The sequence below is a fragment of the Herbidospora solisilvae genome, assembly GCF_009901565.1.
In the GTDB taxonomy this organism is placed as follows: Bacteria; Actinomycetota; Actinomycetes; order Streptosporangiales; family Streptosporangiaceae; genus Herbidospora; species Herbidospora solisilvae.
Genome location: NZ_WXEW01000012.1, coordinates 46,272 through 59,043 on the forward strand (window position 1 = coordinate 46,272; position 12,772 = coordinate 59,043).

The following is a 12,772-nucleotide window of genomic DNA, read 5'->3' on the forward strand; positions in this document are numbered from 1 at the left end:
GTACCTTCTCGGGTGATCGACGTCCATGGTGGCGCGATGGCGGATAAACTCGGCGGCGTGGATGGTTCGCCCGCCTCCGCCAGAGCCGGGCGTCGTAAGAGGGAACCCGGTGTGAATCCGGGACTGCCCCGCAGCGGTATGTGGGAACGACCGCCGTCACCAGCACTGAGCCCTCCGGGCTTGGGAAGCGACGGCCACTAGGAACGAGCACCACGCCCACGAGTCCGAAGACCTGCCTCCGCCCGCGCGCCGACCTCGGCGCGTGGTGGTCCGCGGCCTCGTGGGAGGGCCTGCGCGTCGTGCGCTGTCTCCCTTTTTCACGTGGCCGCATGTCGGCGAGACGAGGGAAGCAGCCGTGAAGACGACGATTCTGGGTTACCCGCGCATCGGCGCGCGGAGAGAACTCAAGTTCGCCACCGAGAACCACTGGGCCGGCGTGATCGACGCCGCCGAACTGGAGACGACCGCGGCGCGGTTGCGCCGCGAGGTCTGGACCGAGCTCCGCGACGCCGGGCTCGACACCATCCCGTCCAACACCTTCAGCCTGTACGACCAGGTGCTCGACACCACCGTCATGATCGACGCCGTCCCGGCCCGATACCGCGCCCTGACCGGCCTCGACCGTTACTTCGCCATGGCACGCGGCACCGCGGACCTGCCGCCGCTGGAGATGACGAAGTGGTTCGACACCAACTACCACTACATCGTGCCGGAGTTGACCTTCGACACCCGCTTCCGGCTGGCCGACGGCTCGGCCGCCAAACCGGTCGCCGAATACCTCGAAGCCCGCAGGCTCGGCATCGAGACCCGACCGGTGCTCGTCGGCCCGCTCACCTACCTGCTGCTGGCCAAGGCCGCGCCCGGCTCACCCGACGGGTTCACCCCGCTCGACCTGCTCGACTCCCTCGTCGAGACCTACGCCGAGCTGCTCGAACGGCTCGTCGGCGCGGGTTGCCAGTGGGTGCAGCTCGACGAGCCGGTGCTCGCCCGCGACCTCGACGCCCGCGAGACCGGCGCGCTCGGCCGCGTCCACCGGCGGCTCGGGGGCCTGGCCTGCCGTCCGAAGATCCTGCTCGCCACCTACTTCGGCGCGGTCGCGCCGGAGGCGCTGCGGGAGATCGCCGCCACCGACGTGGAGGCGGTCGCGCTCGACCTCGTCGCCGGCCCGGGCAACCTGGAGGCGCTCGCCTCGGTCGGCGGCCTGCCCCGCACGACCGTGGTCGCCGGCGTCGTCGACGGCCGCAACGTCTGGCGCGTGGACCCGGCGCGGGCCAGGTCGGCGTACCCGATCCTGCTCGGCCTCGCCGACACGGTCGAGCTGAGCAGCTCCTGCTCCCTGCTGCACGTCCCCGTCGACCTCGACACCGAGACGGGCCTCGACCCGGCCGTGCGGAACCGGCTCGCCTTCGCCCGCCAGAAGGTCGCCGAACTGGTCGCCCTGGCCGCCGACCTGGAGCCGGAGCACGCGAGGGTCACCCCGCCGCAGGCCGCCCCCGCCGAGCCGGTCCGGTTCGACGCCCGGCGGTCCGACCGGGCGGCCCGTTTCGCCGCCCAGCGGGCGGCACTCGGCCTGCCCGACCTCGCCACCACGACGATCGGCTCCTTCCCGCAGACCCCCGAGATCCGCGCCACCCGCGCCGACCTGCGGGCCGGACGCATCGACGAGCCCGCCTACACCGAGGCCATGCGCGCCGAGATCGCCCGCGTGATCAGGCTCCAGGAGGACCTGGGCCTGGACGTCCTCGTCCACGGCGAACCCGAACGCAACGACATGGTCCAGTACTTCGCCGAACAGCTCGACGGCTACGCCGCCACCGAAGCGGGCTGGGTCCAGTCCTACGGCACGAGGTGCGTCCGCCCCCCGATCCTGTACGGAGACGTCACCCGCCCCCGCCCGATGACGGTCGCCTGGACCGCCTACGCCCAGTCGCTCACCCCGAAGCCGGTCAAGGGCATGCTCACCGGCCCGGTCACGATGCTGGCCTGGTCGTTCGTCCGCGACGACCAGCCCCTCGCCGCGACCGCCAGGCAGGTCGCCCTCGCCCTCCGCGACGAGATCGCCGACCTGGAGGCGGCCGGCATCCGGATCATCCAGGTCGACGAACCGGCCCTGCGCGAACTCCTCCCGCTCCGCGAGGCCGACCGGGAGCCCTACCTGGCCTGGGCCGTCGGCGCGTTCCGCCTCGCCACCTCCGGCGCCGCCGACACCACCCAGATCCACACCCACATGTGCTACGCGGAGTTCGGCGAGATCCTCAGCCCCATCGCCGACCTCGACGCCGACGTCACCAGCATCGAGGCCGCCCGCTCCCACATGGAACTCCTGCCCTACCTGCGCGCCGCCGGCTACGCCAACGGCATCGGCCCCGGCGTGTACGACATCCACTCACCCCGCGTGCCCACCAGCGAGGAAATGGCCGCCAACCTCCGCACGGCCCTCCAGGCGGTCCCCGCCGACCGGCTGTGGGTCAACCCCGACTGCGGCCTGAAGACCCGCGCCTACCCCGAGACGGAGGCGGCGCTGACCAACATGGTCACCGCCGCCCGGACCGTCCGGACGACCGTGTAACAACTCGTGGTGGCGGGTGTGGGAATCGAACCCACCCGGAACGGCGTATGAAACCGTCGAGCACACCAGCGCCCTCACCCGCCGGAAAAAGAGAAAGCCGTCTCGAACCCGACCGGTTCGAGACGGCTCACGGGACCGGCGTCACACGTGAGCCTCACAGGGCGGGGGCATTCGCCGCATGGTGCCCTCCCTTCTCCGTCCGACCGTGTGACGACGAGTATCCAAGATCGCATCCGTCGGACGCGAAAGGTTTTCCGCCACGGGTCGCACGTAACGCGACGTGTTCCCGCCGCGAAGTAGTGGCGTGAAGGCGACCGAGATCACACTCCGCCGGCTGATCCAGGGTGACCAGCAGTTGCTCGTGCCGCTCTATCAGCGCCAGTACACCTGGGAGCGACAACAACTCGGCCGGCTCTGGGCGGACATCCGCGCGCAGGTGGATCTGCTCGCCGACCAGCGCGTGGACGCGCCCAGCCACTTCCTCGGGTCCGTCGTGCTCGCCCCCGGCCCCGACCTCGCGCCGAACCGTTCCCAATGGATCGTGGTCGACGGTCAGCAGCGGCTGACCACGCTCATGCTGGCCCTGTGCGCCCTCCGCGACCATCTCGTCCCGGAGGATCCGGGTCATCGCGAGCGCATCGACGAACTCCACCTGATCAACAAGTTCCAGCGCGGCGAGCTGCGTTACCGCCTGCTGCCCACGCAGGCCGACCGGGACGCGTTCAAGGCCTGTGTCGACGCGGTGCCGGAGGGCAGGCTGGGCAGCCTCGTCGGGAACGCCTACCAGTTCTTCCGGACCGTGATCGAGGAGTTCGACGACCCGGCCGACCCGCACGACGTCGCGCGGGTGGAGTCGGTGCTGCTCGACCGGCTGAACCTGGTGCTGATCACGGTCGAGAAGGACGACAACGCCTTCCGCATCTTCGAATCGATCAACAACACCGGCATGCGGCTGAGCCAGGTCGACCTGATCCGCAACTACGTCTTCATGTGCCTCCCCACACGAGGACAGCGGGTCTACGACGACCACTGGAAGCCGATCCAGGACCTCCTCGACGCCAAGGCCATGGAACAGCTCATGTACCTGGTCCTGGTGCTCGAACGCGGTGACGCCGCCCAGTACAACGCCGTCTACCGGGGCCATCAGGAGCTCCTGCAGGCCATGGGCAGAGACGAGTCGCGCATCGAGGCCTACGTCGCCGGCCTCCACCGGCGCGCCCGGCACCTGCGGTCGATCCTCGCTCCCCAGGGAGACGGCGAGATCGCCGACAGGCTCCGTTTCCTCAACGAGTGGCAGGCCACCACCACCTACCCGCTCGTCATGCGCCTGCTGGAGTTCCGGGAGGACGGCCTGGTGGACGACGCGGAGATCGCCGAGGCGCTCGGTTACGTCGAGAGCTTCCTCGTCCGCCGTCTGATCGCGGCCGTGTCCACGAGCAACCTCAACCGCATCTTCCAGCGGCTCGCCGCGACGGTCACCGCCGACGACCCGGCGGGAGAGGTGCGCCGTGAGTTGTCGGCCGCGCGTCTCTATTGGGCCGACGACGACCAGTTGCGGGCCGAGATCAGGAACCGGGCCTTCTACTGGCAGGGCCGCGCGGTCCAGCAGAAACTCGTCCTCCGGCGTGTCGAGGAGTCCCTGGGCAGCAAGGAACGCGTCGACCTCGCCGATCGCCGCATCACGATCGAACACGTCCTCCCGCAGACCCTGACCCCCGCATGGCGGGCCGAACTCGCCACTCCGGATCCGGAGGCACTCCACAGCAGCCTCGTCCACACCCTCGGCAACCTCACTCTGAGTGGCTACAACTCCGAACTGAGCAACCACTCGTTCGCCGTCAAGCGCGCCGCCCTGGGGAAGAGCGGCCTCGCCATGAACCAGGAGATCGCTGCCAACGAGACCTGGGGCGAGCTCGAGATCCGGGCCCGCGCCGACCTGCTGGCCGACCGGGCGATCGCCATCTGGCCCGGCCCGGAGAAGACCGGCCGCGGCTCCGCCGTCTCCCGCGACTGGACCCTCCTGCACAGCGCCCTGGCCGCGCTGCCGCCGGGCACCTGGACGTCGTATTCGGATCTGGCCGAGCTCATCGGATCTCACGCGGTCCCCGTCGGCGTCCACCTGGGCAGCACGACCGTGCTCAACGCCCACCGTGTCCTCACCAAGTCGGGCCAGGTCTCCGACGGCTTCCGCTGGCCCGACCCGGACGACACCCGCGACGTCACCGCGTTGCTCGAAGCGGAGGGCGTGCCCCTCGACGCGACGGGGAAGGCGGATCCCGCCCGGCACCTGACCGCCCGCGAACTCGCCGAACTCGTCGGCCTGCCCGGCGCCGACATCGTCGACGACGTGGGCGAGTTCGACCCCGCCTCCGGCGGAGCGGCGCGCCTGCTCGCGCAGCTCAACGACGCGAGCGGCCCTCAGGCGGCCGGGGCGGTGCAACGAGTGATCGACCACTGGGTCAAGACGGGGGGCCGTCTCGTCCACGGCACCTCGGCGGGAGCCTCCTGCGGATTCGCCCGCAGGTCGGGAGGCCGCGACGTGGTCGTCGGCCGCGTGTACGCCAAGACCTTCGAGATCCCGTTCGGATCGCTGCTGAAGCGCCCGCCGTTCGACGACCTGGCGATGCGCGAGGAACTCCGCGCCCGCCTGAACGACGCGCCCGGTGTGGACATCCCCGTGGCGAAGTTGAACCTCTACCCCTCGATCCCCAACTCGCGGCTGTCCGATCCGGCGGTGTTCGACGTGATCGTGGCGACCCTCGACTGGTTCACCTCGGTCGTCTCACAGGACGAGTGAGAAGGGTCAGAGCGGCAGCCGCAGCACGCGTTCGCCCTCGTGGTCGGTCCCGGTGTCCTGGAAGCCCAGCCGCAGGTAGAAGCCCATCGGGGAGCCGATCTCCCCGGGATGCACGCTGGTCAGCAGCTCGGTGGCGCCGGGACGCGTGCCCAGGTAGTCGCGCAGCGCGGCCAGGGCGGCCCGGCCGTGGCCGCGTCCCTGGTGGTCGGCGTCGATGAGCAGCCGCCACAGGAAGTAGGGCCCGAGGATCGACGGGTCGCCCGGCGGGACGTCGTCGCTGATCATGAGGAAGCCGACCGGCGTCTCGTCGGCGTAGATCGCCCAGTAGCGCGGCATCGCCTGCGGATACCGTTCGGCGTCGGCGAAGGAGTCGGCGACGCTCGCCACGTACTCCTCCTGGGCGGGGGCGACCCGCAGGGCCGTCACCGCGGCGCGGTTGTCGTCGGTGACGGGACGAAGTGTGACATCGGCCATGACGCGGATCCTGTCATGATCAGGTCAGGCGCGGGTGCCGATCAGGGCGGCCACATAGGCGTCCAGGCGCGCCTCGACGACCCGCGTCGTCAGGTCGGTCCGGCCCGCCTCCCGCCACGGCCGCGACACCACCGCGACCTCCTCCGAGCAGGCCATGCCGTCCCGGACCTGCCAGTACAGGCGCTCGTCCGGTGCCTCGGCCAGCACGCCGCCGGCCTCTTCGTATGCCTCGGCGAACCGCGGGCCCCACTCCGGTCCGTGCAGGAGCGCGAGGTTGGTGGAGCAGTGGGCCACGTCGAGATCGGCCGGTCCCCAGGAGGTCGCCGCCCAGTCGACGACGCCGGTGATCCGGGGCGGCACGTCGAACAGGACGTTGCCGGGCTGGAAGTCCCGGTGCACGACCCGCCCGTCATAGGGCGGCGGGGGACGGCGGATCATGTCGATCGCCTCGGCCCAGGCCGCCGCGTCGGCGCCCTCTGGGACCACGACGGTGTCGGCGGTCGTCAGCGTCACGTAGTCCCGGGGCCGCTCGGCGGGCCGCAGGGCGTGGATGGCCACGAGCTGACGGGCCAGCAGAGGGACACGGGTCTCGATGCCCGCGTCGTCGAGGACCACCCGGCCCGTCAGATGGGTCATCAGGAGCGAGGGGTACTCGCAGTGCGCGGCGGTCGCGTCGACCGCGACCAGTTCCGGGGCCGGTACGCCGGACCCCGCGCAGAGGGTCAGGGCGTGCGCCTCCCGGTTCAGCCACTCCTCGGCCTGCGCCACGTCGAGGAAGGTCCGCAGCACCAGGTGACGGGTGTCGCCGTGGGGGGTGCCGACGGTCAGGCGCCGCATGTCGGCGGTGATGCCGCCGTGCAGGGGCTCCGCCGTGACGACGCGCTCACCGGCGTCCAGGTGCCGGTGCACCCAGGCCAGGGCCGATGGTCGGAGGGTGGTCACCGCGCCACCTCACCACCCGGACGGCGGCAGCGCCAGGCATGAGGTCGCCGTCGGTGGGCAGTGACCCTCATCCGGCCCCCCTGACCGAAGGACGCCTATGGACGGGATGCGCCAGCTCGTCGCCCACCGCCTCGCCGTGTCGGCGGTGGTGTCATGATCCGGGAGGAGGGCATCCGCCTGGGGTTGCCCTCCATGTCGGTGCGGGGCCTGGCCGTGCGGTTCGCCGTCGGTGCGGCGGTCTTCGTGGTCGCCGGGCTGATCGGGAACCGGTGGGGGCCCGTGGTGGGCGGGATCTTCCTGGCCGTGCCCGCCGTCGTCGCCGCCGCGCTGACCCTGATCCAGACCAAGGAGCAGCGGGCCCGTCCGGCCGTCCCGGATGCCCGGGGCGTGGTGCTGGGAGCGGTCGGGCTGGTCGGGTTCGCCGGATGCGTCTGGGGACTGGCGGTGACGCTGCCCGCCTGGCTGGCGCTCGTCTTCGCCACCTTGGTGTGGGCGGTGATCGCCGACATCCTTCATCTGGTCTTCGGCCGCCCGGCCGCCAAGGCCGGTCCTTTGTCTTGATGGCACGGCCATGGGACGGCCGGGAAAGCCCGGCCGCTTCCCAAACGTGCGCACGACTTTATCGAGATCGGCGACTGACTTCGTGCTGGGTAGCCTCGGGGGAAAGGGGGATTGAGACGTCGGCCCCACACGATGTCATCCCGATTTTCCGGCCTCGATGAGGCGATGTCTCCTCCCGCCACTGCGGAAGGGCCTTTGTCATGTCCGATCCTTGGGAGATCAGACGCCGTCTCAGCGACGCGATCAACGCTCACGACCTGCCCCGCCTGCTCGGGCTGTACAGTCCCGACGCCGTCCTCGTCGCCCCGGCGGGCATCGCGGAGGGACGGGACCAGATCGCCTGGTTCTACGAGCAGGCCTTCGGCGCCTTTCCTGACTACCGCCAGACGGCGTGGCTGGAGGTGCCCGGTGACGATCCCATGGTCAGGGAATGGGTGTTCACCGGGACCCACCTGGGGCCCTTGCTCCTGCCCGACGGGCGTGAGATCGAAGGGACCGGCCGTCACGTCACGGTCCGCGCCGCGTGCATGACCTATGTCGTCGGGGACCTGGTGGTCACCCACCGCGACTACTACGACCAGCTGGAGCTGTACAGCCAGCTGGGCTTCGGCCTGTCCGAGCTGCCGCGCGCCGTCGGCCAGGCGCGGGCGGGGTCATAGCCTCTCCCGCCTGCGGCCGGCGGCCGGTTCGGCGGGCGGCCGGTCGCGGCGGTTGGCCAGCACGCTGGTCACCGTGACGGTGGCCAGGATCGCCACGATCACCCCGAGCGAGAGCAACGTCGGGATCTCCGGCAGCCACGTCCAGACCTGGTGGGCCCAGTGCAGGATGAGCTTGATCCCGATGAAGGCGAGGATCACGCCGAGGCCGTGGTTGAGGTGCCGGAGCTTCGTCAGCACGTCCATGAGCACGAAGTAGAGCGCGCGCAGGCCCAGCAGGGCGAAGGCGTTGGTGACGAAGACGAGGAACGGGTCCTGGGTCACGCCGTACACGGCGGGCACCGAGTCGACGGCGAAGACGATGTCGGTGGCGAAGACCGCCACCACGGCCAGCGCCAGCGGGGTCAGCGCGCGCCGGCCGCCCTCGCGGACGACCAGGTGGGAGCCCCGGTAGTCGTCGGTGATCGGCATGAGGCGGCGCAGCAGCCGTACGGTGCGCATGGACGAGATGTCGACCTCGTGGCCGTGCCCGCCCATCGCGTCCTTGACGATCTTCCCGGCGGCGGCGATCAGGATCGCGCCGAACAGCAGGAACGCCCACGTGCCGCTCTGCAGGACGGCCGCCCCGAGGGCGATGAAGACCGCCCGCAGCGCCAGCGCCCCGATGATGCCCAGCAGCAGGACCCGCTGGGCCAGCGCGTCGGGCACCGCGAAGGACGACAGCAGCAGCATGAACACGAACAGGTTGTCCACCGACAGCGACTTCTCCACCATGTAACCGGTGTAGAACTCCACCGCGACGCCGGAGCCGTGGACGCCCCAGACGTACACGCCGAAGAGCAGCGGCAGTGCCAGGTAGAAGACCGACCATCCCACGGCCTCGCGCATCCGCACCTCGTGCGGGCGCCGGGTCAGGATGAAGTCCACGGTCAGCAGCAGGGCCAGGGCGGCGACGGTGATCGCCCACAGGGCCGGTGAACCGATCGTCTGCAGATCGGCTGGCATGAAACCCCCTCGAACCTATGTTCGAGGTCTCCTTCGCCCGCGCTCGCGCGGGCGGCCATCCGGGAACGTTCGGTCACGTCCGTACTGACCGGATCGGCTCTTGGGAAGTACTCCCCCCGTCATCCCAGGTTACGGGGCTCCTCGGGGGTGACTCCAGGCATTTGACCAGGTCTGTGCCCTGGACGGATAGTGAAAAGAGCACCTGGCGGCCGAGGAGGGGATTTCATGTCGGGCACCTTGATCCTGGAGATCCTGCTGGCTGTTCTGGTGCTGATCTGCGCGGTCATCACCAACGCCGCCCTGTGGCCGACCACGCGGCGATCTCACACCCCCGACGCCCGCAGGCGGTGACAAGCGCGGTGTAGATGTAGTTCGAGCCGACGTCGGCCACGACCGTGGCGTCGTCGTCCACCAGCTCACGGATCTTGAGGATGACGGCCGCCGGATTCAGGCCGAGTCCGGTCCTCCAGCTTCCGCGAGACCACGCCGGCCGCCTGGAAGGTCTCCACCACCGGCAGATCGGTGCCGGCGAGGAGCTCGCGCAGGGCGGCGCAGGCGTCCGGGCCGGACGACCGCAGCCCGGCGAGCACCACCGGCCGCTCGGCGTCGCGGATCAGCTCCACCGCCCGCCGGATCCGGTCACGGGGAGCGGGGCCGAGTGAGGGCACCGGCATCGGGCCCCGGATCCGCGCGCCGGTCGGCGCGGCGGCCACGTCCATCGGAAGGATCACCGTCGCCGCGCCGCGCGGCTCGGTCACGGCGGCCCGCAGGGCGTTGGCGACCGCCTCGGTGACGTCGTCAGGATCGTCGACCTCGCCGACGTACTTGGTGACGGGCCTGAGCGCGGCGGAGGCGTCCATCGTCTGGTGGGTGCGCTTGAGCCGGTCGCGCCGGGCGACCGCGCCGCAGATCGCGAGCATGGGGAACTGCTCCTGGTGGCGGTGATCAGGCCGGTGACCAGGTTGGTCGTGCCGGGCCCGGAGGTGACCAGGGCGCAGCCCGGCACCCCGGTCAGCCGGCCCACGGCCGCCGCCATGAACGCGGCGTTCTGCTCGTGGCGGCACACCACCAGCTGGGGGCCGCCGTCGACCAGGGCGTCGTACAGCTCGTCGATCTTCGCTCCCGGCACGCCGAAGACGTAGCGGACCCCGAACGCCGACAGCGTCTCCACCGCACGTCGGGCCGACCGCACAGATCCGTCGTCGTGGCTCATGTGCTCAGCCGCCTTCCGCCTGGTGGATCCGCGCGGCGACGTCGCCGCTGGTCAGGTTGGAGTCGAGGAACTGCCGGGTCCGGGGGAGGCTCAGATGGATCTCCGACCGGACGCTCAACTCGATCGTGCCGCGCTCCAGCCGGAAGCCCAGCGAGTGCCCGCCGCGCCGCCCGCTCTTGTCGACGAAGTGCAGGTGGTAGCCGGCCACCGAGATGCCCTGCTCGAAGTCGGGCGTGCGGAAACCGGCCAGCGTCCCCGTGACGTCGGTGAACGTCGTCTCCCGCTGTCCTTTCGTCGCCTCGGTCAGCGGCGGGAACGGCGGTGTCTGCTCCATGACGGTCCGGGTGTGGACCTGGCCGAACGTCCCGGTGATGCGGATGGCGTAGATCACGTTGACGCTGCTGACGGAGTTGTCGATCAGCTTGGTCACGGCGGCGTGGTCGCCGCCCGACGTGACCGGGATGGTCATGTCGGGCCGGAAGCGGGTGACCACCGCGAAGGGCGTCTTCTCGTCCATGGCCGCGACGTGGGCGCTGCCGTCGGCGCGCAGATGGTGGCAGACGCCGTCGAGGATCAGCATCTCGCCGTCGAGCCGGTTGAAGGTCCCGAGGCCGAAGTCCCCGTGTTTCAGCAGCTCACCGATGGTCACGTCGCCCTCGCAGACCCCTTCGAGGAGCGCGCTCATGGTGGAGGTCTGGTAGATCTCCCGTGATCGCCGAGCGTCTCCGGCCCCGCTGACGTGGGCGAGCAGGTTGCGCACCCATCCCTGGAACACCTCCATGCCGAGCCCCCGCTCTCCGGCTGTGATCCATTTCAACGATAACAAAACCGCATCGTTGTGATCTTCGGGGGCTCAGCCCGTCGTCGCGGCCCGGTAGGGGCGCTCAACGTCCGGTGGCCGAGCAGGTCCATGAGCTCGGCCCACAACCCGGCCACGGCGACGGAGTCGAGGGCCGGGCCCTTCGGGATGTCGGAGTAGCCGTAGCCCGGCATGTCCGGCACGACGACGTCGAACGCGTCGGCGGGGTCGGCGCCGTGCGCGCCGGGGTCGGTCAGGAGCGGGATGACCTTCTGGTAGCGCCAGAACGAATCGGGCGGCGCCGGTCTGCTGGGTGAAGGGCTCGAGACCGGACATGGGCCGCATGCTACTCACCGGCCGGCCGCCCATCCGGCGACGGGGTCAGTGCGACAGGAAGGCCGACAACTGCGGCGAGTACGTGGTGTGCAGGACCAGCGTCGCCGCTCCCACCACGGCGGCGTCGGCGCCCAGGGGGGAGGCGGCCACCTCGACCACCCGGATGTGCCGCGACAGCGGCCGGGTGGACAGGGCGGCGGCGACGGCCGCGGCGAACCGGTCTTCGACGTGCTCGATGCCGTGGCCGCCCAGCACGATGAGGTCGACGTCGACGAAGTTGGCGACGCTGACGGCGACCGAGGCCACGTGGCCGGCCGCCTCCTCGATGATCCCCACCGCGAGCGGGTCTCCGTCCGCCGCCGCGCGCAGGACCGCCGCGTGGTCGACGGCGGCCGGGTCGGCGGCGAACGGTTCGGCGAGCACGCCGCGACCGCCGGAGGCGAGGCGCGCGTGGGCCTGCTCCACGAGGGCCGACGGGTTGACCAGACGTTCGAGGCAGCCGTGGTTGCCGCAGTAGCACGCGGGCCCGTCGGCGAGCACGGTGGAGTGGCCGAACTCGCCGGCGTTCAGCGAACCGCCCCGGTAGACCTGGTGGTTGAGGATGAGCCCGCCGCCGATGCCGGTGCCGAAGTAGAGGTAGGCGAAGTGGGCCACCCCCTTGCCCGCGCCCGACCAGCGTTCGGCGACGGCGGCGGCGGTGGCGTCGTTGTCGAGCGTCACGGGCAGCCCGGTGGCCTCGGCGAGCATGCGCTGTACCGGCACCCGCGTCCAGTTCGAGAGCTGGGGCGGGGCCACGATCAGGCCGCGGTTCTGGTCGAGCGGCCCCGGCGCGGCCAGGCCGACGCCGAGCACCCGGTCGGACGGGACCTGCGACTCGGCCAGCACCTCACCGACGAGCGCGGCCATCGCGGCGACGACGTCGGCCGGGTCGGTCCCCGAGCTGACCGGCCGCCGCCGGACGGCCAGCGGCCGGCCGAGGAGGTCGACGACCGTGCAGGTGAGCTTCACGGGGTCGAAGTGCACCCCGACCGCCGCGCGCGCGTCGGGATTGAGGCGGAGCGTGGTGCGCGGCTTGCCGCCGTTGAGCACGCGGCTGGCGCCGTCCTCCCGCACCATGCCCTCGTCGATGAGCCGGCGGACGATGCCGGAGACGGTCTGCGGGGTGAGCCCGGTGCGTTCGGCGATCTCGACGCGGCTGATGCCGTCGGCGAGCTGGATTTGGTCCAGCACCACAGCTTGGTTGTATCGTCCCACTTTGGGAAGATTTGTACCCGCCTGTCGCACTCAGGGTCCTTCCTGCTCGTCTGTCGGGTCACAGTCTGCACCAGAGCGTTGACTTAGTAAATCCAATGGATTTATGGTCCTTCGGATAGTTCTAACAACTAAGTCATGAAACAAGTGAGGCATGTTGTGACCACGG

Annotated in this window: 11 protein-coding genes, 1 tRNA gene, 1 pseudogene and 1 riboswitch; of the genes and pseudogenes, 5 read left to right on the top strand and 8 right to left on the bottom strand. The window is 70.7% G+C overall.

Annotation, left to right across the window (positions count from 1 at the left end):
• Positions 1-44: 44 nt before the first annotated feature.
• A riboswitch (cobalamin riboswitch) is annotated at positions 45-254 on the top strand.
• Between the two features lie 101 nt (positions 255-355).
• Positions 356-2,569, top strand: coding sequence for a 5-methyltetrahydropteroyltriglutamate--homocysteine S-methyltransferase (gene metE, locus GT755_RS34545; protein ID WP_161483781.1), 2,214 nt, complete (start codon positions 356-358; stop codon positions 2,567-2,569).
• A gap of 7 nt (positions 2,570-2,576) precedes the next feature.
• Here the strand turns inward: metE and GT755_RS34550 are convergent.
• A tRNA-Met gene (locus tag GT755_RS34550) sits at positions 2,577-2,652 on the bottom strand.
• Between the two features lie 221 nt (positions 2,653-2,873).
• Here GT755_RS34550 and GT755_RS34555 point away from each other — a divergent pair.
• Positions 2,874-5,366, top strand: coding sequence for a GmrSD restriction endonuclease domain-containing protein (locus GT755_RS34555; protein WP_161483782.1), 2,493 nt, complete (start codon positions 2,874-2,876; stop codon positions 5,364-5,366).
• 6 nt (positions 5,367-5,372) lie between these two features.
• Here GT755_RS34555 and GT755_RS34560 read toward each other — a convergent pair whose 3' ends face one another.
• Positions 5,373-5,840: a GNAT family N-acetyltransferase gene (locus GT755_RS34560; protein WP_161483783.1), complete on the bottom strand. Its 468-nt coding sequence runs from the start codon at positions 5,838-5,840 to the stop codon at positions 5,373-5,375.
• 24 nt (positions 5,841-5,864) lie between these two features.
• On the bottom strand, positions 5,865-6,782 hold the full coding sequence (locus GT755_RS34565) for a phosphotransferase family protein (RefSeq protein WP_202610885.1): 918 nt from the start codon (positions 6,780-6,782) through the stop codon (positions 5,865-5,867).
• A gap of 153 nt (positions 6,783-6,935) precedes the next feature.
• On the opposite strand from GT755_RS34565, the gene GT755_RS34570 reads away from it, so the two are divergent.
• Together GT755_RS34570 and GT755_RS34575 are read left to right on the top strand one after the other, a co-directional pair.
• Positions 6,936-7,343 carry a DUF3147 family protein gene (locus tag GT755_RS34570; RefSeq protein ID WP_161483784.1) on the top strand — a complete coding sequence of 136 codons (408 nt, stop codon included), beginning with the start codon at positions 6,936-6,938 and terminating at the stop codon, positions 7,341-7,343.
• A gap of 200 nt (positions 7,344-7,543) precedes the next feature.
• On the top strand, positions 7,544-8,002 hold the full coding sequence (locus GT755_RS34575) for an ester cyclase (protein WP_161483785.1): 459 nt from the start codon (positions 7,544-7,546) through the stop codon (positions 8,000-8,002).
• On the opposite strand, the gene GT755_RS34580 is transcribed toward GT755_RS34575, so the two are convergent.
• Positions 7,997-9,004: a TerC family protein gene (locus GT755_RS34580; RefSeq protein WP_161483786.1), complete on the bottom strand. Its 1,008-nt coding sequence runs from the start codon at positions 9,002-9,004 to the stop codon at positions 7,997-7,999. The genes GT755_RS34575 and GT755_RS34580 overlap by 6 nt on opposite strands.
• 225 nt (positions 9,005-9,229) lie before the next feature.
• On the opposite strand from GT755_RS34580, the gene GT755_RS40825 reads away from it, so the two are divergent.
• Positions 9,230-9,355, top strand: coding sequence for a hypothetical protein (locus tag GT755_RS40825; RefSeq protein WP_268903620.1), 126 nt, complete (start codon positions 9,230-9,232; stop codon positions 9,353-9,355).
• A gap of 65 nt (positions 9,356-9,420) precedes the next feature.
• Here the strand turns inward: GT755_RS40825 and GT755_RS38885 are convergent, their stop codons facing one another.
• From GT755_RS38885 to GT755_RS34600, 4 genes and pseudogenes are all read right to left on the bottom strand, one after another.
• Positions 9,421-9,924 (bottom strand): thiamine pyrophosphate-binding protein, encoded by a 504-nt coding sequence (locus tag GT755_RS38885; RefSeq protein ID WP_202610886.1) that lies wholly within the window; start codon positions 9,922-9,924, stop codon positions 9,421-9,423.
• Between the two features lie 56 nt (positions 9,925-9,980).
• Positions 9,981-10,217 (bottom strand): annotated as a pseudogene (locus GT755_RS41705) (thiamine pyrophosphate-binding protein); the annotation flags it as partial.
• A 4-nt stretch (positions 10,218-10,221) separates the two neighbouring features.
• Positions 10,222-11,034: an acetolactate decarboxylase gene (gene budA / locus GT755_RS34590; protein WP_202610887.1), complete on the bottom strand. Its 813-nt coding sequence runs from the start codon at positions 11,032-11,034 to the stop codon at positions 10,222-10,224.
• Positions 11,035-11,397: 363 nt separating this feature from the next.
• A complete protein-coding gene (locus tag GT755_RS34600; protein WP_202610888.1) occupies positions 11,398-12,585 on the bottom strand; it encodes an ROK family transcriptional regulator in 1,188 nt (395 codons plus the stop codon).
• Positions 12,586-12,772: the final 187 nt, after the last annotated feature.